The 20,194-nt window shown below is 60.3% G+C and carries 20 protein-coding genes; 11 read left to right on the top strand and 9 right to left on the bottom strand.

The features are described from left to right. Positions 1–189: 189 nt before the first annotated feature. The gene (locus MTP16_RS25425; protein WP_243521038.1) at positions 190–813 is read left to right on the top strand and encodes a hypothetical protein; all 624 of its coding nucleotides are present in this window, start codon (positions 190–192) and stop codon (positions 811–813) included. Positions 814–1,302: 489 nt separating this feature from the next. Here MTP16_RS25425 and MTP16_RS25420 read toward each other — a convergent pair whose 3' ends face one another. Both MTP16_RS25420 and MTP16_RS25415 read right to left on the bottom strand, forming a co-directional pair. Further along, on the bottom strand, positions 1,303–1,842 hold the full coding sequence (locus tag MTP16_RS25420) for a DUF1877 family protein (protein ID WP_243521037.1): 540 nt from the start codon (positions 1,840–1,842) through the stop codon (positions 1,303–1,305). Between the two features lie 263 nt (positions 1,843–2,105). Then, positions 2,106–2,498 carry a hypothetical protein gene (locus MTP16_RS25415; RefSeq protein WP_243521036.1) on the bottom strand — a complete coding sequence of 131 codons (393 nt, stop codon included), beginning with the start codon at positions 2,496–2,498 and terminating at the stop codon, positions 2,106–2,108. 193 nt (positions 2,499–2,691) lie between these two features. Here MTP16_RS25415 and MTP16_RS25410 point away from each other — a divergent pair, with 193 nt between their 5' ends. The 7 genes from MTP16_RS25410 (at position 2,692) to MTP16_RS25380 (ending at position 8,009) form a co-directional block, all read left to right on the top strand. Next, the gene (locus MTP16_RS25410) at positions 2,692–3,027 is read left to right on the top strand and encodes a hypothetical protein (RefSeq protein ID WP_243521035.1); all 336 of its coding nucleotides are present in this window, start codon (positions 2,692–2,694) and stop codon (positions 3,025–3,027) included. A gap of 183 nt (positions 3,028–3,210) precedes the next feature. Beyond that, complete coding sequence (locus tag MTP16_RS25405; protein WP_243521034.1) at positions 3,211–3,921, top strand: hypothetical protein; 711 nt, start codon at positions 3,211–3,213, stop codon at positions 3,919–3,921. Between the two features lie 355 nt (positions 3,922–4,276). Beyond that, on the top strand, positions 4,277–4,795 hold the full coding sequence (locus MTP16_RS25400) for a hypothetical protein (RefSeq protein ID WP_243521033.1): 519 nt from the start codon (positions 4,277–4,279) through the stop codon (positions 4,793–4,795). Positions 4,796–5,079: 284 nt separating this feature from the next. Continuing rightward, the gene (locus tag MTP16_RS25395) at positions 5,080–5,643 is read left to right on the top strand and encodes a hypothetical protein (protein WP_243521032.1); all 564 of its coding nucleotides are present in this window, start codon (positions 5,080–5,082) and stop codon (positions 5,641–5,643) included. A gap of 43 nt (positions 5,644–5,686) precedes the next feature. Further along, complete coding sequence (locus MTP16_RS25390; protein WP_243521031.1) at positions 5,687–5,869, top strand: hypothetical protein; 183 nt, start codon at positions 5,687–5,689, stop codon at positions 5,867–5,869. Positions 5,870–5,977: 108 nt separating this feature from the next. After that, complete coding sequence (locus MTP16_RS25385) at positions 5,978–6,187, top strand: hypothetical protein (protein ID WP_243521030.1); 210 nt, start codon at positions 5,978–5,980, stop codon at positions 6,185–6,187. A 148-nt stretch (positions 6,188–6,335) separates the two neighbouring features. Continuing rightward, positions 6,336–8,009, top strand: a complete 1,674-nt coding sequence (locus MTP16_RS25380; RefSeq protein WP_243521029.1) for a hypothetical protein — start codon at positions 6,336–6,338, stop codon at positions 8,007–8,009. A gap of 132 nt (positions 8,010–8,141) precedes the next feature. Here MTP16_RS25380 and MTP16_RS25375 read toward each other — a convergent pair whose 3' ends face one another. Beyond that, positions 8,142–8,705 (bottom strand): hypothetical protein, encoded by a 564-nt coding sequence (locus MTP16_RS25375; RefSeq protein WP_243521028.1) that lies wholly within the window; start codon positions 8,703–8,705, stop codon positions 8,142–8,144. Between the two features lie 340 nt (positions 8,706–9,045). Here MTP16_RS25375 and MTP16_RS25370 point away from each other — a divergent pair, with 340 nt between their 5' ends. Next, entirely contained in the window at positions 9,046–10,560 is a 1,515-nt protein-coding gene (locus tag MTP16_RS25370) for a hypothetical protein (RefSeq protein WP_243521027.1), read from the top strand. 128 nt (positions 10,561–10,688) lie between these two features. Here the strand turns inward: MTP16_RS25370 and MTP16_RS25365 are convergent, their stop codons facing one another. The 5 genes from MTP16_RS25365 to MTP16_RS25345 all read right to left on the bottom strand — a co-directional run bounded on the left by MTP16_RS25365 (position 10,689) and on the right by MTP16_RS25345 (position 17,395). Beyond that, positions 10,689–11,495 carry a hypothetical protein gene (locus tag MTP16_RS25365; RefSeq protein ID WP_243521026.1) on the bottom strand — a complete coding sequence of 269 codons (807 nt, stop codon included), beginning with the start codon at positions 11,493–11,495 and terminating at the stop codon, positions 10,689–10,691. A gap of 137 nt (positions 11,496–11,632) precedes the next feature. Then, a complete protein-coding gene (locus tag MTP16_RS25360; RefSeq protein WP_243521025.1) occupies positions 11,633–12,127 on the bottom strand; it encodes a PDDEXK family nuclease in 495 nt (164 codons plus the stop codon). A gap of 73 nt (positions 12,128–12,200) precedes the next feature. Continuing rightward, a complete protein-coding gene (locus MTP16_RS25355) occupies positions 12,201–12,590 on the bottom strand; it encodes a hypothetical protein (RefSeq protein ID WP_243521024.1) in 390 nt (129 codons plus the stop codon). 295 nt (positions 12,591–12,885) lie between these two features. Beyond that, entirely contained in the window at positions 12,886–15,855 is a 2,970-nt protein-coding gene (locus MTP16_RS25350) for a hypothetical protein (RefSeq protein ID WP_243521023.1), read from the bottom strand. A gap of 400 nt (positions 15,856–16,255) precedes the next feature. Beyond that, a complete protein-coding gene (locus MTP16_RS25345; RefSeq protein ID WP_243521021.1) occupies positions 16,256–17,395 on the bottom strand; it encodes a hypothetical protein in 1,140 nt (379 codons plus the stop codon). A 946-nt stretch (positions 17,396–18,341) separates the two neighbouring features. On the opposite strand from MTP16_RS25345, the gene MTP16_RS25340 reads away from it, so the two are divergent. Beyond that, positions 18,342–18,548, top strand: coding sequence for a hypothetical protein (locus MTP16_RS25340; RefSeq protein WP_243521019.1), 207 nt, complete (start codon positions 18,342–18,344; stop codon positions 18,546–18,548). Between the two features lie 13 nt (positions 18,549–18,561). Beyond that, complete coding sequence (locus tag MTP16_RS25335; RefSeq protein WP_243521017.1) at positions 18,562–18,930, top strand: hypothetical protein; 369 nt, start codon at positions 18,562–18,564, stop codon at positions 18,928–18,930. A gap of 245 nt (positions 18,931–19,175) precedes the next feature. Here the strand turns inward: MTP16_RS25335 and MTP16_RS25330 are convergent, their stop codons facing one another. Continuing rightward, on the bottom strand, positions 19,176–20,030 hold the full coding sequence (locus MTP16_RS25330; protein ID WP_243521015.1) for a hypothetical protein: 855 nt from the start codon (positions 20,028–20,030) through the stop codon (positions 19,176–19,178). Between the last annotated feature and the right edge of the window lie 164 nt (positions 20,031–20,194).

Genomic DNA, 20,194 nt, shown 5'->3' with positions numbered 1-20,194 from the left:
AGTGAACGGCCGCTAGTGAGGCCTGAAAAGCTCGTAAATGCACTCTACGGTCCAGTTTGAGTTCAGTAAACTGGTTCAATTAATGAGTTCAGCAAACTACCCCTCGGGGATGAGTTTCGTGAACTCCTACAACGGCCACAGTAAAGCAAAACGAGCGTTAATTTATAGTCACCTATCAGCTAATATCCTATGACCAAGCGTTACCGCGATTCAAAACACTATGGGTTTGTTGATAGCCAAATCTATAAGTGGTTTTTGCTGCTCTGCGTGGTGCTGTTCGTTGGCTGCCGGGCTGAACGAGCAGCCTTTTCGTTTCAGCCAGTAAATTCTGGCACTAGAGAAAACGTTGTTATCCTAACGGAAGCTCCATCAACTGGGGAGGCTGGCGTAGGTAGACCAGAACCGTCGGCTGCGAAGCGAAGCGTCCGCATTGAGCCCTTGCAGTCCCACAAAGCCAGTAAAGCAGTAGTACGGAAAACGTTATTTAGTAAAAATGCAGCTGCTAACGCACGCAAAACAAACTATTTACAAAGTAAAATCCCGACTGCATACCGTCTCAAACCCACGGTGCAGGATGTGGTATCGGAGCAGGACGGGGTATTGCGCATTATAACAATAGCAATCGGCATAGCCTGTCTGGCACTCTTTATAATAGGCTTACTAACTCACTCGCTTGTCCTTGCTATACTTTTTGGAATCCCGCTTCTGGGCTTTACCTATGTCGCGGTTTTCTCGTGGCTGGGGCAGAAGCGGCAGGACAAGCAGCGGGCCCGCGAGGTAGAGCGGCATGACCGGCAGCGTGCCGGGGGGTAGACCATCTTTTGATGCAAATCCGTTCAGTGAAACGGTCGGAAAAATCACCGGCGCGGCACCGGTGCCGAATAGCCAAACGAGCGGATGCTCGAACGACCTCCTCCTTTAGTTTCTCGAACGACTTCCTCCTTTAGTTTTTCGATAAGGTGGAAGGTCCTGGACGCGGAGGAGAATGGCGTCAGCGGGGCGTCCGCGATGAAAGGCAGCGGTGTCTAGCTTCACGGCTGCCATCGGCACCGTGACCGTGCGCGGGGAAGCGGCGGCCCTTTTGGGATGAGGGGCTCCTTTCCCCAGGGAGGTATTAGGTGCAGGAGCTGGCGTTGTTTGAGCGGAAGCAGGACCGCATAGGGCCACTAGCGTCAGGCCAAGTAGGAAAAGTGGTTCAGGTTTCATAACCAAAGAAAAGGTGAAAGGCTGAAGATACTGACCATTAGCTGTATGGATATTCAGTAAAACGGTCTGAATCGTTAAAACGAGGGTTTAGCACCGTTACCCCACATAACAAATGCAGTAATGCTGCCCCGCGCTAGCCAGAGCAAAGAAGTGCTGCAAATGGTGCAGTTCTTCCAACAAGTCGCGTGCATTGTACCCGATATTCTCGTCTACTTCCCGGTTCCACACGCCACCGGGATAAACTCCTTCGCGGTTCAACTCGTCCGGGTTAAATGCCTGACAAAAGGCATCGTCCGTGACCGTGGCCAGAACGTGGGCCAGCGCCTGTACCGTCGCTGGGTCGTGGTAATACACCGCCGTCCCCTCCAAGGGCACGTCTGCGGACAGGTTCTCCCAATCGATTTGGTCGTAATCGATTTCCGCTCCTACATGCGTCACGGGCTCAAACAACTGCCCAAGCAAGGCGGCCTGCTCCGGCGGTCGCCCTTTCGCGAGCACAAATTGCAGCCCCATAAACGTTTTGTTAAACCCTTCCGAGGCCAGTGCGAGTGGAGGAATCGCCACTGATTCAGGGTTCGCGGCTACTTGTTGAAATCCCGCCTCATCCAAGCAAAACAGACTAGCGATTTGACCCATGCGTGTACAATTGACATAAGGTGTGTAACAAAGCTACTCCTGTTTGCAAGTCATACGCCAGTTCAAGAAAAGGGTCGTGGCTGTTGCAGAACCCGGTAGACGGCTCAATAACCGGGCAAATGGGCTGCTAAACGCCCGTCAAAGGGCCGTCCCCTGGCCTTTCTGGCTCAATCTGGCGTATCAAACAAAGGTTTTCAGGTTTAACCCGACTTCTGCAACAGCCACGGTCCGAAGGTAAACGCGCTCCATTATGGGAATGGAGGCTAGTGCTCTGCGATAATCAACCTAGGGTCATACTCTTTCAATCTTTTGAACAGAGAGTCGAGTGGTAGTTGTTTTTTATACGGGCTAAGATGTTCAATCGCATAAATAGTTGGATAGGGATAGCACAGGTAGAAAATGCTGTCATGCAAGCCTGCATAATACCGGTCGATTGTCTCATGCGCCATATCTGTTCCCGTCAGATAATTTGCAGGTATTAGGATAGAATCCTTGTCGTTTACCAGCTCAAATTCGATGGCCGTCACATTGTCGAACTTGTCCTCCTGATATATTCTAACAATCAAATCCTGGGCACCAACCACCTTCTTTTCGCCTTCTAATTCGTATTTATTCGAAAAGCAGGAGACCAGCCCACATGTCGTAATGGCAATCAATCCTCTTAGGTAGTTTCCGTTTTTCATCATCCGCTGATTCTTTCTTTGACATTTTGCTAGCCTTGCGTGCTGTACAAGAGGAACGAGATATACTTTTTAGTTAAGCAGTTTGACCTGTACAAATTGGGTTCACTTACAGGGTCGGAATGGCAAAGGAGAAAATAAGCGGTGGTTTTTCCTTCCTTTGCCGGCGATGGTCCCCTTTCCTTTCCTGCTCGACGTGCGCGATGCCGTGTTTTTTGAGGTGTTGGCCTACGCGGCCTTCTACGGCCTGACGTTGCTGGCTGGGGCCGTCTTGCTCCTAGTACTGGTCTGGTTCAAGCGGCGCGCCAAACCAACGGGGGCGGTCCTGGCGTGGCTCGCGGCGGTGTGCGTGGCGGGGATGGTGGGCGAGGCGCTCTGGTACCGGGCGCACCCCGGGGCATTGGCCGGCCCCACGTACTGGCGTCACGGGGCCGTGCTGGGGCTGGGGCTGGCCCTATACCTGCTGTTCCGGCTCGACCACTTGCTGCTGAACCAGAAAAAGTGACCAGCAATCATGTTCAGCAAAAGGGTCGTGCCTTGAACGCGTGCTGTTTAGTTGAAGGAGGGTTAGTTTTGAAAGCAAGCGCCCATGGCGACGCAAGAAGTGGCCCGATTCGTGCGCAGAGCTTCCGATATGGGACACGTTCAGGGGCGCTGGTGGGGCGCCGGCTTCTTTCTTGGCTGGGCGATGCTGGGACCGTTAGCGGGCCGGAGCCAGGTAACGCCCCACCCCACCACGACCAACTACTTGGGCGAACCCGTGCCGCAGTTGGTGGCCAAAGCGACGGCCGTGTTCGAGGGCAAGGCCATCGGCTACCACAGCTTCTGGAACCGTGCCCACACCCAGATTTACACGGCCCACACGGTGGAGGTCTACAAGGTGTTCAAAGGCCCAGTGGGGGCCCAAGTCGAAATCGTCACCGAGGGCGGCACCGTGGGGCAAACGGGCATGGGCATCATTGACGGGTTTGGGCTCGGGGAGCGCACGGCGGGCTTGTTTTGCGCCGTCCCCTTTCGCGAAGCGACCCACCGGCCGACGGTGCCAACGGACCAGGTGTACGAGGTGGTGGGGCACGGCAGCGGCTTTTTTGAGTACTCTGGCATCCCGCCCGTATTCAACGCGGCCGACACGCGCTTCGTGCGTTACACCCACATCGAGACCAGCCTCTACCCGCTCGTCGAGCAGGCTGCCGGCGGCCCGTACCGGGTGCTCAAGCCGTTCGACATCAACCGCTACAATAAGATTTGGGAGCGGCGGGGCATCGACTCGCAAACGCTGGCGCCGGGAGCTGCGCCCGTATCGCAAGGGGATAAAAAGCGGCCGCTACAGCCACAGGCTAACCCCGCAAGCCCTGCCCCGCGGCCCCGCGGCGTACCCCGCCACGGGAGCAAGAAGTAGTGTTCACGAAAAAGGTGGTGGCTGTTGCACAACCCTTGGGCAGGCTCCATTGGCCGGGTAATCGAACTCGCAACCGCCCGAAAAGAGTGTTTTACGCGCCTTATCATCCGCTTGTGACCGCCTCCAATGACTTTTATATCGTTGAGTCGAGTTCTGCAACAGCCACGGTCGTGGCTGTTGCAGAACTCCTTAGACTGCTCAAAAACGAGGTAAGCTGGCTGCTAAATGCACGGAAAGACCTGGTTAATCCACCTTTCTAGCTCTATTCGCCTTGTCAGCGCTGACTTCTAAGGCTCATCCCTGGGTTCTGCAACAGCCACGGTCAATTTAGAAAAACGAGCAATATTGAATGCCGATGAAAACGAAGAGGCCTACTAGCATCACCGCCGGCAATTATGGCAGAACCGTTCTGTTGAGCCTGTGCGGGTTGCTCTTTGGCTGCCGGAGTGCGGTACATAACCCGGAAAAAAGGGCCGCCACGTGCGATTATCTCTCCGCTCATTCGTCTGTTTATCAGCAACTCATCGAGCAGGGCTATGCGAAAAGAAGCAAGCCTTCCCGTTACTTAGTGCCCTTTATCACGAAAGACTGCCAGGGCCTGTACCAAGTGGGCAAGTCCTTCAATAAGAAATTCGGCATCGTCTTACCCTGTATCGTCACGCGCCAGCACTGCCTGCTCAATACCGCCATGGTTGACGGCGTTTATGTGGAGGACTCGCTTGCCTTCGCGGCCCGTCTCGAGCAGACGTTAACGGAGTTAAGGCCCACGTTCACGGCGGCAGCCATTGATAGCATCAAAGAAGACTTTCTTATTGGAGGGCGAACCACGGTGAACCCCAAATATCTTAATCCCTACTACCTGCGACAGCGTTAAGCGTTTCTCATTTCACGAAAAGGGTGGATTTAGAGCGAAGCCCTTCACTTCGGTAGCACTTCACAAAAAGGGTGGCCATCCAAAAGCCTGTAAGAAGGCAATCTAGTGACTATGCTGGGCTTTTTACCGAGTGTTTTCTTGGTGAAAAGCCCAGTGTAATCAATTAGTAGTAAACTATAAATCAACGGGTTGATGGCTTGTCGTGTGTGCCTGCCCTTTTGCCAGAAAAACCCATTAGATTCGATTAGTGCCTTATTTTTGTGCTCTTCCCAGCCGCTCCTACCATGCAGCGCTTTCTAATGGTTTTGGACCAGACCCCCGCGTCGGCCCCGCCGCCGACGAAATACCTGACGACGTATCAGCTCAAGGAACGTGGCTGGACGGCGACGATGATTGCGGCGCTGTTGCCGGTACCCGATGCCGCGCGCGCAGCGTATGTGTGGGTACCGGGCAACGCCCTGGTCAAACTCTACCTGCGGGCGCGCGTCGAGGAGGTCGAGCAAAGTGATGATTTTCTGATGGGGCAGGAGAAGGCCACGAAAGCCAAAGCGCGGCGGGGCTCCGCCGCCCGCACGGCGCAGCACCACGTGTTGCTGAAACGGTGCGTGCAGCACTTCCGCCCCTCCTACATGTGGCCCGAGCGGTGGTGCCAGCGCTCGGACTGGCAGTTGAGTCTAGTGGACGTGCAGGCCTTTTATGACCGGTGGGAACCGAAGTTCACGGACCTGAGCCATGCGGCCCGTCAGCGCGTGTTGGACGCGTTACACGAAAAGAACCGCCGGCTCTTTAGCAAGCGGTTTCCCGAGGTAGCACCTGGGCCACAACGCCCGAAGAAGTTGGGAAAGTAAGAACCCGCGTTACTTTGAATGCTCCGTGCGGGTTTCCTTGCTCATGCCCAACGCCATTCTCCTCGCCACCTTGAACGCGTTGTGCCAGCAATGGCAACGCCAATCCTTGCTGCCCGCACTTGGTCTGGCCACCGACGTGGTAGCGACCGCACAGCAACGGGGCGTCGCGCTACCCGCCGATTTTGCTACCTTTTACCAGCGGGCCAATGGCATGTCCTTGCCATAGCCTCAGGCGTTCGACGACAAGGGATTTTACTTTCTGACCGTTGAAGAACTTAGCACCACCGCGCAGGACCTGCTCGTTTATGCCGGCCCGGGCCGGGGCGTACACCGGGTGGCTGCCCCGCTCACCGTGTTTGTGGATTACATGCTAACCAGCTGGGAGTATGGTCTCCTGCCAGCAGCAAGCGGAACAGGCTACGAAATCGGCATTCTGCCCGTGCGCAGCGTGTTCAAGGTCATTACCACTTCCCTGGCCACGTTTTTGAACCTTTACCTGGAAGACGCCCCCGTGCGGTATGACTACAATACCTATACCTCCTAGTCTCCTCTGCCACCAAACACCCATGGCTTAGGAAGACCAGCGGTTCACAAGAAGGGCGATTAGGCAGATGCCTTCTTCCAGCTATATCTGATAAGGGTCCGCTATCGTGCTCTTTTTTACCTTCGCCTACTATCTCCTTGCACTGTTTATGCCTGCTTCTCTTCGGCTACTGCTGTGGTTGTTTTTAAGCGGCGTGGGTACCCTGCCGGCGGCCTTGGCGCAGTTGCCCGAGTTTCTGGTGCTCCCCTCCCAGGAGCCCGTCCCCACGCTGCTGGACTTTCCGCTCGTCAGCGCCTTCGATGACCTGCGCGGCGCGTTCCCGTGGCCCGTCGCCGAGGCCGATTACCCGCTGGGCCTCTCGCCGGCGCATATCCGCCAACGACGCATCCGCCAACTGGCCTTTCAGGGCACCGGCGAACAAGTTGGGACTGTTCGGCGCGAACCCGGCGACCTGATTCAAGGCCACGACATGCACCGGGCCACCAAAGCGCAAGCCATCCCCCCGCCCTTTGCACCGCGGCTCGCCTGGCGCTTCCGCTACACCTACAATCCGGCCGGCCAGCTGCTCGACGCCGAAGGCCGGCAGCAGGACCAGCCGGGCCACCCCCGCTCCCAAACCGCCGGCTGGCGGGTGCGCAAGCGCTACGATGCCCGCCAGCGCCTGGTCGAACTCGACCTGGCCAGCTACAACCAGTGGGACCAATGCCCCGACACGCTCCTCACCCAGTTCCGCTGGCGGCGCTGGCTCACGTACGACGCGGCGGGCCGGCTCCGTCAGGTGGTGGAACGCGCCCGCAACTATGCGTACCGCGACCCGCCCTGCCAACCGGCGACGTCGTGGACCTACTACCGTTTGGTTTACGATGCGCGGCAGCGCCTCACCACCGTGCGCCGGTACACCACGGCCGACTCCGCGCTCAGCGACCGCCAGCATCTCACCGGGCAGCTGCAGGTGTGCTACGATGCCCAGGGCCGGGTCCAGCAGACCGTCACGCTGGCGAGCGAGGACCAGCGGCTGCCGTTTTCGTTTACGACCGCCACGCAACGCGTACCCACCTACGTTCGGGGTCGCCTGCGCCGCACCACTAGCCAGTCGTTTGACCTGACGTTCACACCGGTGGACACGCTGAATCTGTGCGCCTCGGCGTTGCGCGTAGCGGCCTCGCCGCCCCAGGCCTTGCCTCAGGGTGGCGGAAACCTTCCGCGCACTTCGACGCAGAAACAGGTCTACGATGCGGCCCGGCGCCTGCGCCAGGAAACGAACCCGGCGAAAGCCAGCGTAGCGTGCTTCTATCACCCCCGCTGGTGGGTCGAGGCCGCCGGGGACCACACGCGCCTGGTGCTATGGCAAGGCCGGCAGCGCGTGCACCGGGAAATCGAAGTCGAGCGGCAGGACGCCTACGACGCGTTTAACCACTATCCGTCCCCCGTTCCGGACCTCCCCCTCCCCTCCCCCGCTGCCCGCTACGGGTGGCAACCCACCGATTCCGCGGCCGAGCGCCTGCTCAAGCAGTGGCGGTTCACGGTCACGGACCGCCGCTTCCGCTACAACGCGGCCCGGGAACTGGTCGAGTTGACCGTGCGGGAAAGCTACAACCGGCAGGCCGTGCGGCTCGCCGACGGGGATTCGGTGTCCGCGTCCCTGACCCGGTGGCTGCTGGAGCCCGCGCAGGACCCGCACGGCCGCGGGCTGCGTAGGCTCCTGCGCAAGTACCCGGGGTGGCCCTATCAGGTGACCGAGCGGCAACGCTACGAGGGGTTTCGGTACGAGTATTACGCCGGTCCGGAGCCCGTAAGCCAGGAGGCCAGCCCGAAGAAATAGCAGGACCAAAGTGGGGGCGGAAGCCTCAAATTTGCTCGAAAAGAGGCGCTCGCTGCATCGGGGCCGGTATCTGACGCCAAGCGACTTCGTCTAATAACGGGCGCGATGGCAGCGCCCAGCAGGTCCAGCGGCTTAGCCGTAGCTCCAGTGCCCGTCGCCATTCCATCCGGTAGCCATCAAGAAGAACCCGGGCAATATCGCCCCCAGGCCCGCCAACGCGAGCAGGCCCGACAGCAGAACCAGCGCGGCAATCAGGCAAAGCAGGCCGACGCCGACGCTGACAAGCCCCGTGTACAAGTACCGCTCGTACTTATCGGCCCCATGGGCCAGCGAGGGCCGCCGGATGGAGCCCGCTGGCGTCCGATGCACCCGTGGGCGGGTATGGATGCGGCCCACTCGTTGGGCAATGGCCGGCAGGGATTGCTGACGGTCGTGCCCAGTTGCGAACAAGCCGGCTCGTCGGGGGTGCCGTGACAAGACGGTGGGCGTGAGGAGGGCAGTCGAATCCCGCGGGGTCGCGGCCGGCAGAACCCGCGCGGGCGGCTGAATCACGTCAGGGCTGGTCGCTTGGGCGGCTAGGGTCGGCTGAAAGGCAAAGGCCAGCCGCTCGCTCCAGCAGCTGCCGAGCAGTGCTCCCAACGACAGCAGCAACAACACGCCGAAACGGCCAGGGATTCGGCTGGCGAGAGCAGCCATCAGGGAAGGGAGTTAAGGTGAAGCCGCAGTGGTCAAACAGTTTTTGCAACAAGGACTGTCCCCACCATCGGCACTGCAGGCGCCGCTTGGAAGAATTAAATGCAAGCTACGAGTCTTCCGTTTCCAGGAAAGAACTGGGGTTAAGCGGCCTTGTCCATTGGACGGGCAACGGGGGCTCGCCCGGGTGCAAATGATAGTGGTACCGGATGGCCCGGCGCCTGCCGAGCATTTGCCCGTATTTTGAGCACCCGCTTGCCAGGAAGGGAAAGCCGCCCTCTTCCTGACGAGCTTTTTCTGCCTATTGGCTGAATGAAGCTATTTCTTTGCTGATGTTTGCTTTATGATGAAACGATTGGTGTGCCTGCTGCTGCTAAGCCCTTGGCGGCCCCTTTTGGCCCAGCCAGGTGGCGGTGGTGGCTTGGTGGTCAAGGCTTTTTATCTGCAACGGGGCCGGCAACTCGTACCCACCGACACCAGCACCGTGCGAGCACGGGTGTTTCTTCTGACGGACACGACGGCCCGGGCCCGGGTCGTGTATGAGCACACCTCCCCCACCTTCGCCCTTGAAGAACGCGTGAGCGAATCCTTCGCCGCCTTTCTGCCGCCTGCAGCCGACACCCTCCCGCTCGCCCACAGGCTGCTGCTGACGTACGGTCAGCAGGTGATGATGGTGGATTTTATCGGGGTTATTTCACCTAATGGAATGGGTTTTAGGCAACAAGCTGATTCCCTAGTCTTTATGCCGGGCCACTTCCGCCTGCGCTTGGCGAAGTACCCGGTGTATAACGAAGAGGATAATAGCCATCGCGCCTACGACCTGACTCCCACCAGTCTGGCCGGCTGGAGCGCAGTGAAGGCGATGACCTATCAGCCAGCCGTTGACTTGGACTTTCTGAGCGAACCAAACCTGACCGCCGCCTATTTCCAGGACCGCGGCGAGCAGCGATTGAACTTAGTCCACCAACCGCGTCAGGCCCTGGCCGACCTGCGGCGCGCGTTTCGTCTGGGACTGCCCCTGAAAGTACAGCCCGCCGCGTACGAAACGCGGGCCAACGCTTACCGCAGTCTTGGGCAATACGACTCGGCGGCGACCGCCCTTACCGCCGCCATCCAGCTGGTCGACTCCCAAGGCAACGCCAGTCTCGACCGAAACAAAAACGAGGACGCCCAACGGTTAGAGGAATGGCACAGCGACCGGATTAGGGACAATACACAGGCGCGGAAATACGACCAGGCGCTGGCTGGCTATAATGAGCTGATTCGCCGCTCAACTTCCCCGTTCTCCTACCTCCGTAGCCGGTCCCTGCTGAAGGCGCGGCATTTCCGGGGCCGCCCCGAATACATCCAGGCCACCACCGACCTCACCCAACTCCTCAAGCCGTTGCCACCCGAGCCACCCGCCGGTTACCTGGATGAGGCGTATACCCGGTGGCATTACGCGCGGGGTGAAAAGCAAAGCCTCCTTTTTGACCTGGGCTATGTTGAGTATGAGAAAGGGGAGCGTCGGGCCGCTTTTCGCCATTGGACGGCGGCTTATGAACTGGCCGAAGGTGTTTATCTTTCCAGTGGGATGGTCGCGCACTTCGATGCCCTGCTCGCGAAGCATCCCCATGAGCCGGAGTTGCTGTTGGGCCGGGCCTTTGCCCACCTGAACTCCGCGCTCCTCATAGCCGGTAACAACAACAACCACGATGTGGCTCTGCTCCACTGCCAGGCGGCCCTGGCCGATTTGGCCGAGGCCCAGCGCCGGGGCATCGCCGAAAAGCGCATCCATCCTTACCGGAGCCGGCTGCAAGGGCTGGCGGCGGAGTACGACAAAATAGCGCGCTTTCGTTCTCGCCCGACGAAGCCCTGAGGGCCATGCTAACGACTTGCCAGTCGCCCATGCGGAAAGTTATCCAGTGAAGACCACCCGAGAGGTTTTGCAATCGACAGAGAAAGCCCGTGCCGCGCGTAATCGAACTGCTGATGCGGCGATAGCGCTCACTTTCCGGCGCGGAAGACCTTGTCCTGGTGGTAGCGGTAGCGGCCAGCGGCTAATTGGGTGAGGACCATGGGGCTCGTCGGGCACTTGCCTATTTGGTTGATGGCGCCCAGCACCACGTCCCGCTGACGCAGGTGCACCGACCGTTCCCAGCCCTCCTGCTCACAGGCCTCCTCTTCCGGACTTTCTATGTGCGGACTGTACGTTTCGTAGAAGGTTGAGGCCTGCAACAGCACGCGTGGTGGGCCTGCGACGCTAATGATTTGAACGGCGGCGCATTCTTCGGTGGTCGCCGGGGCGCTCATGTGCCCCTCCAACCGTAGCAATACTTCCCGTGGCGGCTTCCCGTCCCACTCCACCCATTCGGCCTCGAAGCCGCAACCGGTAATGGCCCCACAGGTGAGCAGGTCATAATTCAGGGAGAGGCAACGCCACAGCGTATCCCGGAGGGTGGCCCGGTAATAAAACCACGAACAGCCCCCATCGGCCTCCGTCACCCGCAGGCCGTGTCCGTTCAGAACCGGCACTATCGTGTCGTGCTCCGCCAAGCCGGCCTTCAGGTCACGAAAGCTGAGGCTGCGGCAAGCCATGAGCCGGGGACCCAGGCTATCGGGCGGCGGGGCCGGTTCCCGAACCGCCGAGGCCCGCTGGTCCAATTCGGCAGCGCCTTGGGCACTGTTCCCCAGCGCATCAGCGGCTCGTTCACCATTCGGTTCACCTAATGGACGCAGGGGCATGTCTACCCGTGCCTTTCCGGCATCAGGGCTACAAGCAACCAGGACAAAGCTGAATAAGAAGAAGCGCATAGAGCTTGTAAGTAGAATGCCTCGACAGACTGTCGCATTTGAAATGGCTTGCCCGCTCAACGAAACGGTGCCTTAAATGGGCTGCTTCCGATGAAATAAGGATTATTTTACCTGAGGGCTGGCGCTTAGTGGAGCTATTAACGTTCTCGCAGGGTGGTACCCACCAAGACCAACTTCACCTGCTGCTTTCGGGCGTTATCGCATGCGACCTCGTGGCCAGGACAAGTTCGGATTTGGCCAATTATTTCGTTGTCAACAATTTTTACGACGTCGAATGAGCGGAAGAATTTGCCGCCCACCGCTTCATCAGCAACGAGTCGGTACCCCCCTTTTTGTTGGAGAAAAACGGCCAGGGATTGGCCCCAGCCATTGCCACGGACTTCTTCGAGGGTGTAAAGAACCACAGCATCCGGTACTCCGTCGCCATCGACATCGCCGTACACCATTTTCCGTTGTGCGGGTTCCTCGCGGTTCCCGTCCCGCTTTTGATGGAGATGCGCACCAAAGGCCTGTAGCAGCGCCGCGAGCGCACTGGCCGGCATGATTCGTTTTGCCGCCGGGGCAGCCGGTCTGCCCGCTTGGGCCAAGGCCAGCGTAGGTAGCAGGAGCGTGGCGAGGAGTAGAAGCTTCATGCCAGTCAATATTCAAAGATTTACTGAAACGGTCGTGGCTTGAACGCGCTCGACTTACAGAAAAGGAGCGGTTTTAGTTGGTTGCATGTCGCCGATAAACCAACCGATTCGGCTTGTCTTTGCGACGGGTAGGCTGCTCGACCATCCACAGGCTGTCGCCGTAAAAGCGAAACGTTCCAGCTAGGCCGGCGTGGTCAATGGCGGATTTGAGTTCGAAGCGGGCGCTATCGCCGCAGAGGGCCAGGTAGCCGAGATTGTCCACGGGCGCGGTCAAGCGGAACTGCTCGGGCGCAACCGGCATGAAAGCCGTAAAGAAACTGCCATCCTCCCGGAACTTCAAGTAGCTGTAGCTGGGCGAACCTAGGGCGGTGCCGGGGACCGGGCGATAATAAAACCCGGCAAACGGCAGGTTGGGTTGCGTCAACACCGACGCGTGCTCGGCCTGGAAGCGGGGATTGTACAAGGTAAATTCCCGCAGGCGGGGTTGCGTAGGACAGCCCAGCACACACCCTGTCAGCACGCACCAGCAGGTGCCCACGGCCAATAATCGGCTGCTTAACCAACAAAAAGGCGGGAAATCATGCATGTTTCATAAGTGTGGTTCAGCCAAACGGTCGGAAGAGCAAGCGCCGTTAACGTCACTGGTCCGGCGCCAAATTGGCTCTAAAGCAGTTACCCGTACCGCGCTGGTTTGGCTGCCATTTCGGCGAAAGGATTAGTTGATTTGCATCCTCACCCGGGTGCCCACTGAGTGGACGCTAGCGGGGTGAAGCGGTGCCCGGGGGACTGACGTAAGAATTGGCCGCGCTCACGCCCCCCGTGACCCCAGCCGTGCCCCGGCCCGGGGTGAGGACCACCCCCGGGCCCGTTGGCCCATTCGGCGTGCCATGGGTGAGCACCAGGTAGTCGCCGTTCATGAGGGCCGCTACCTGACCCTCTTCCACGCCCTCCTCGCCGCTGCCATTGGTGCCGACCAGGGAGTTGACTGCGCTCACGCGGCCCTGCACGCCGGCCGTGCCGCTGCCCCAGGTCACGGCCCCGGCGGCGGAACTGTCTTTCCAGAAGGGGCTGCTCACCACGTAGTGGCCGGTGGCCAGCACGGTCACGCCGCCGACGCCCACCTGGTCGTTCAGGTGCGTGCCCACCAGCGAGTTGGCCGCGCTCACCGCCCCCTGCGTGCCGGTTTGGCCGCTGCCCCAGGTCACGGCCCCCGCCCGGGCCACGGCCCCGTTTGGCCAGCTGGGGGTGCTGACCAGGTAGTTGCCGTTGGGCAGCGCCAGGACCTCGCTGCCGGCGGTGTATTCGTCGCGCTGGAAATCAACCAACGAGTTCGCCGGGCTCACGGCCCCGTGCACCCCGGCCGTGCCGCTGCCCCAGGTGACGGCCCCGGCCGGGCGGGCCGACCCGTGCTTCCAGGACGGGCTGTGGACGACGAAATGGCCGGTGGCCAGCACCGTGACGCCGCCGGAGCCCACCAGGTCATTGCCCGTGGTGCCCACCAAGGAGTTGGCCGCACTCACCCCGCCCGTGGCGCCAGCGGTGCCGTTGCCCAGCGTTACCGCCCCCGCGCCGGCGGCCACCCCGTTGGCCCAATGGGGGCTGCACACCACGTACCGGCCCCCGGGCAGCGCGGTCACGCCGGCGCTGCTCACCAGGTCCCCGCCGGCAGAACCGACCAGCGAGTTGGCCGCGCTCACCACGCCCCTAACCCCGGCGGTGCCGCTGCCCCAGGTGGCGGCGCCGGACATGCGGGCCGCTCCGTTTCGCCAGTACGGGCTACTGACCACGTAGTGCCCATTGGGCAGCGCCGTGACCTGACCGTTCCGAACCCGGTCTTCGATGTACCCATCAACCGAGGCATCGTTCCCGATTTGGTCGTCGGCGTGGGCGCCGACCAGCGAGTTGGCGGCGTTCACCGCCCCCTTGACGCCGGTCCACCCGTTGCCCCAGGTCACGGCCCCGGCCCGGGCTGCGGCCCGGTGTTGCCAGAGCGGGCTGCTCACCACGTAATGCCCGTTGGCGAGCGCCGTCACGCCGAGGCCCACCCGGTCGTTGGCATGGACGCCGACCAGCGAATTGGCCGCGCTGATGGCGCCTTTAACGCCCCGCTGGCCGTGGCCCCACGTCACGGCGCCAGCGTGCGAAACTGCCCGGTTTTGCCAGCGCGGGCTGCGCACTACGTAGTGGCCGTTGGCCAGCGCCACCACGCCCGTGCCGACCTGGTCGTCGCGGTGGGCGCCCACCAAGGAATTCGTGGCGCTGACCACTCCACGCGCGCCGGTGGCGCCACTGGCCCAGGTCACGGCCCCGGCCCCGTGTTGCCATTCGGGGCTACTCACCACGTAGTGGCCGTTGCGCAGCACCGTGATGCCCCGGCCGTCGGTCGGGGGTTCTTCGTAGTCGTGGTCATAATAACTCTGGAAGTTCGCCCCCACGTCATCGCCGGCATGGGAGCCGACCAGCGAGTTGGCGGCACCCACGACGCCCTTCACGCCGGTGCGGCCGTTGCCCCAGGTCACGGCCCCGGCGTTGGCGGCGGCCCCGTTGTGCCAGAACCGACTGCTCACCACGTAGTGGCCGGTGGGCAGCACCGTCACCCCGCCGTTGCCCACGTAGTCGAAGCTATGGGCCCCGACCAGGGAATTGGCGGCGCTGACGACGCCCGTCGCCCCGGTTTGGCCGCTGCTCCAAGTGACGGCCCCGACGGCCGTGGCCGCGGCCCGGTTCTTCCATTGCGGGCTGCTGACCACATAGTTGCCGTTGGGCAGCTCCGTCACGCCGAGGCCTACCTGGTCGCCGGGATGGGAACCAACCAAGGAATTGGCGGCGCTGACCGCCCCGCGCACGCCGGTGGCGCCGTTGCCCCAGGTCACGGCCCCGGCCTGGGGCGCGGCCCGGTTCCGCCAGTTGGGGCTGCTCACCACGTAGTGGCCGTTGGTCAGCACCCGCACGCTGGTGTTGTCGACGTAGTCACTGGTATTATTGTCCGGGGAGTTGTTGCCCACCTGGTCGTTGGGGTGGGTCCCCACCAGCGAGTTGGCAGCGCTCACCACCCCCCGGATGCCGGTGTTGCCATTGCCCCAGGTCACGGCCCCGGCGTTCGCAGCGGCCCCGTTGTGCCAGTACGGACTGCTCACCACATAATGGCCGTTGGGCAGCGCCGTGACTTCCTTGTTCAGGACGACGTCGTCGTAGTTATAGTGGTAGTCGTCGGCGAACTGATTGACCGGCGTGCTGTTGCCCACTTGGTCGTCGGTCGTGGCGCCTACTAGGGAGTTGGCCGCGCTCACCACCCCGCTCACCCCGCGTGTCCCGCTGCCCCAGGTGACGGCTCCCGCCCGCGCGGCCGCGCCGTTGTTCCAGTCCGGGCTGCGCACCACGAAGTTGCCGTTGGCGAGCACGGTGATGCCGCCACTGCCCACTTGGTCGTCGGCCGTGCTCCCGGTGAGCACACTAATCAGGGCTTTGGTGCGGCCGTCGTAGAGGTACACGGCGCCCATCCCCCGGCGCGTCGTGTCCGGGCTGTAGCCGGGGTCGGCGACCACCAGGTTGCCGTTGGGCAGCACGGCCACGGCATTGTCAAAGAGGGAAAAATCGGCTGAACGGGCGGTGACGCGGGGTTGCGCTTGGCTGGGTCCCGCCGGAACGAACAGGCTCGCCACCGCCAGGAACCATCCCAGAAGACCGCACCGGGCCGCGGCGGGGCCCTGGAGATAGAGGTGTTTCATGGCAAACAAAAAGAACCCGGCCGGACGCCGCTACGGATGCGACCACCAAAACAAGGCAGCCGATAAAACGCTATTCCGACCATGCTCGGGCGGGCAAAAGACCCGCTGGTTGCAAGGGCCCGGCAAGATAAGCCGCCTGTGCGACCGCGCCGCAGGCCCATCCCTTTGAAGGGAAGGCGCGCAGTAGCGTCCTGATTGGCAAATAACCGTTCACAAAAACGGTTGTGGCTGTTGCAGAACTCGGGTCAGGGCTCGTGGATGGGTTGTGTTAACTCATCGTCACCCGGCAATAGTGCTTCACAGACCATTTTATCCGCTTGCTGCTCGCCCAATGGGCTTTTCAACTCGTTGCGCCGAGTTCTGCAACAGCCACGTTCCAATCGCTAAAAGCAGGGTTAGGTTAGAGTCCCCGGGCCTGCAGCACGCGCCAAAGCGGACTTTGCGGCCGCAGCAGCGGGCGCAGTTCGGCCCAGGAGATGGTCTCCTGAAACGAGGAGGAGCTGCCGTCGTGGGAATCTTCGGCGCCGTAGTAGGCATCGCAACCGGCCGGTTGCAGGATAAAACCCTCGGGCGGCAGGCGCAGCAGCGGCCCTTGCAGGTAGTCGGCCAGCAGGTGCGCTGCCGTGTCGCGCCGGGCGTGGAGGGTGAGCAGCCGCCGCAGCTGCAGCAGGCCGCCGGGGCGCAGCTGGCTGACCAGCTGCAGGGGCCGCCCCGTGCGTAAGTCAACCAGGTAATTTCGATGACTCAGGTAGCCCCGGCCGCTGCCGCCGTAGGCAACCCCCTGCTCCACACAGTAAGCCAGCAGGTCGGCTTCGTTGAGCGTCACGGTCAGGTCTTCTTCCAACCAGACGACCAGTGGACCTTCTTCGGTGAACGGTCCTTCGTGCGCCGCCAACGCCTTCCGCCGCCCCCGCAAGCGCTGGGCAGGCCCGGGGCATTGCAGCCGAGCCAACGCTGGCCGCAGGGTATCGCGCCCGAGCAGGTGCAGGTACGACCGGGTAAAGGAAGAGGTATCCGGGTCGCCATTCACTCGGACGCCCCGCCCTTCGTGGATGGTTTCGGTTAGAATCTCATACTGGGCGGCTCTAGCATAGCTTTCGTGCAGGGAAATCGCGCCGAGCGGCTGCCCGCTTCCGGAGGTGCAGACGCCGGAGAGCGTGGGCCCCAACGCTTGCGTGAAGCACCAGTGCCCCCCGTCGTCCGTCAGAATTTCCAGCGGCTGCGTGGGCTGCCATACCCCCTCCGCACGCAGGGCATGGAGCTGGCCGGAGTTCAGGTAATAGTACGTCCCTTCACAATGGAAGTACTGGGCATTAGGGTAGTCTGGTTCCACGTCTAGCGACACCAGTACGCGCCGCCCCTTGACTGTGCCGACGTAGCGGTGGTGCCCCTGCTGGGCTGGAGTAGGGGCCGGTGGGGAAACCGTCGCCGGCAGAGGTGTGCCGGCGGGCGGGGTCGCGGCGGGTGGTTGGGGCGGCTGACTCGGCCGCTGCGCCGAACGGGGTGCCTCGTGGCAACCGGCCAGGAAGGCCAAGCTCACGAGGTAAGGAAGGCAGTAGTAGGGCAAGTGCCGGAATGAACCCGTAAGGCGGGAGCGAGGCCAAAGTGAAGGCTGGTGCAACACGCTATCCATTAAAAAAGCTGCCTGCTATAGCCGTTGCAGCACTAGCGCAAGTTACTCAGCCCAAAGCGCTTTCAGCGAAGGGGGTTTCTGTTTTGACAACCAGACCGCAGTTCATTTAAAAAGTCCCAATCGTTCAAACGAGGGTTTGTTTCTCATTTACATTTAGGTGACGATGGGAAGAAGGAACTCGGTGTAACTTGCCCAGCTTCCCTTTTTACTTGCGATGACACATCGGTTCATGCGTTCCGCTCTACTGCCGCTTACTGTCAGTTTGCTCCTGAACTGCCAACGCCATCCGGTGTTGGTGCCTGCGTCTTTTCCCACGAGGCAGGCTAACGCGATGCAGCCGATGGCATTAGAGGAAATAGACGCTCCGCAGATACAGGCCGATGCATCGGCCAAGAGCCCCTCTCAGCCAGTCTGCGTCCCTCGGATTGCGGGACGCATCCGCTATCGAACGCCAACACATGGTCCGGTGGCCCACTACGTGCCGCTGAAGGTTGCTGTCCGGCCGGTCGCAAGCCCGGCACTGACTCGACGAGTAGTGGCTTCGCCCAATGACTACGACCCTTCCCTGCGAGAGTTCTTTGGCTTGGCCTTCCTAATATTCGGTGCCTTGGCAGTGTTGTGCGTCCTGTTTATCCCCGTTGGCCTGACTGCGGGCTCCTCCGGCCTCGTGCTGTTCGGGGCTATCGGAGCGCCAGTATCTGCGTTACTGGCTATTGTGGGGTTTATAACACACGGACAAAAGGGGCAGAACAGGAAATAGATAAGTATGCCAAAACGGTTGAAAAGGCAAAAGAGGCTACAGCTATTATGGGACGGTGGCATCGCCTTAACTCAACCTCTATTTTTGCTTTTTATGAAGCCTAAAGTACTGCTACTCCTTTCCTTTTCTTTGCTGACGAGCATTGCCGCAAAAGCACAGTGTCTTTCGCTAAAGGAGTTGCTGGTCTTCGTAGAAGAGGGTTTTGATATGCCCGAAAAGAGGTTGCGGGATAAGGGATTTGCCGGGGTTCGGTGGCGGCACGACGACCTGGATATTGCCGGCAATGCGGGTGCTTATTAAAGTGTATTCGAGAATGACCGATGCCTTTCTCGTCTTTCACCCCGACGCCCACGGCCGGCTTCTGGAAGAAGTCATCTACCGCTTCAGAAGTCCCGCGTGTGTCGTTTCCCTCAGAAAGCAGCTGGTCGCGGCCGGTTTTAAGAGGGGCGTAGCAGCCCCGCCTCCCAGTGCAGATGGGGAACTCGTCCCCCTGTTCTCTCCCTACGACGGCTACTTTTCCAACGCCCAATACATCATCCGGATAGTAGGCGAAGTGGATGCCGAGGGCAAAGACTTGCATCGCTATGCGGTGTCTATTGAATGCGAGGCTGCCATGCGGCAGATGCAGGAGGCAATGGACGAAATAAATGAGCAGGTGCGCAAAGCTGATACGGACAGGTAGCTGTTTACGAAAACGGTCGTGGCTGTTGCAGAACTGGCTAAACGGCTAGGAACCCGCGTAAGCGAGCTACTAATTGCGTGCAAAAGCGCCATATTCAGTCTGAATTGGCTCGTCAAGCCATCACTTGGAGTCGTCGCATCGGGTTCTGCAACAGCCACGGTCCCAATTGCTAAGACGAGGACATAATTGAGCAAAAAGCCCCGATTGGGTTGAGTGAGCAACCCTGAGCCAACTAACTGCCTAGGCTATTTCGAGTAGGTATATTCATACGAAAACACCCGCTTGGTCCCGCTGGAAGAGAAAATATTCTCTGCGTAGGTCTTTATCAGGCCCGTCGGGGTGTAGGTAAATTCTTCCGTTCCGGTAGTAACTTCTGGGCCTTGTTCGAGCGTGAAATGGCACCGGGATACCAAGCGGTTGTGACGGTCGTAGGTGAACGCGATGCCCGTTGTCTCGTCGGGTTCTGCGCAGGTTACCTTGCTTTTCTGGCCATTGGGCCGGTACGCTGTCCATTGGGTCGAGAAGAGGTCGTCTCCGTTGAAGAGTTGTTCCCGGATGAGCCGGCCTTGTTGGTCGTACGTGGTTCGCTTGATTTGCTCCCTGGAGCCCGCCATCACTCGTCTGGACGCTACTTCCTGACCGCTTCTATTGTAGGCAAAGGTTTCCTCACTGGTCAGCTGCCCTGTTGGGTCCACTTGGGTTATCCGGGCCAGCTTACCGGTTGAATCATAGACCCGGAGTTCAATCGACTTTTCTGGATATCCCACCGTGGTGGCTACCAGTTGATGGCGTTCGTTGTAGTGATAATGCCAAAAAATCGTATCCCTATCCCCTGAAATCTTGATTTTGAGAGACACCACTTGACTCTGCGCATTGAATTGCTGAATACGGGAGCGCTGAACAGACTCCAATAAAAAATCCTCTTCTGACGAAGCGATTAGATTTCCGCGTGTATCGTACCGGTCGGTCGCAGCGAGCCTGGTTCCCAAATAGATGCGGACCTGTGCGACTTTCTGACGCTTGAGAAGCGCCGCGTCATTCGTCTGAGCCGTTACGAAGGATGGTAAAAGCACAAACAGCCAAAGTATCTTCCTTTTCATAAGGGATTCAGGACGAAATAAGCGATAAGCTTGTGTAACTACTTGTGAAATAAAGAGAGAAGCGGCCGGTGGGGAGCGGGCTTGCTGACACGCCCACCAGGAGGAATGTGCTGCGTCCACAAGTTTACTCTCGGTCGTGGTTGTTGCAGAACGTGCCAACGAAA

This window comes from Hymenobacter monticola (assembly GCF_022811645.1).
Classification (GTDB): domain Bacteria; phylum Bacteroidota; class Bacteroidia; order Cytophagales; family Hymenobacteraceae; genus Hymenobacter; species Hymenobacter monticola.
Note: the sequence above shows the minus strand (reverse complement) of the source record. Positions and strands in the feature narration are given on the sequence as shown.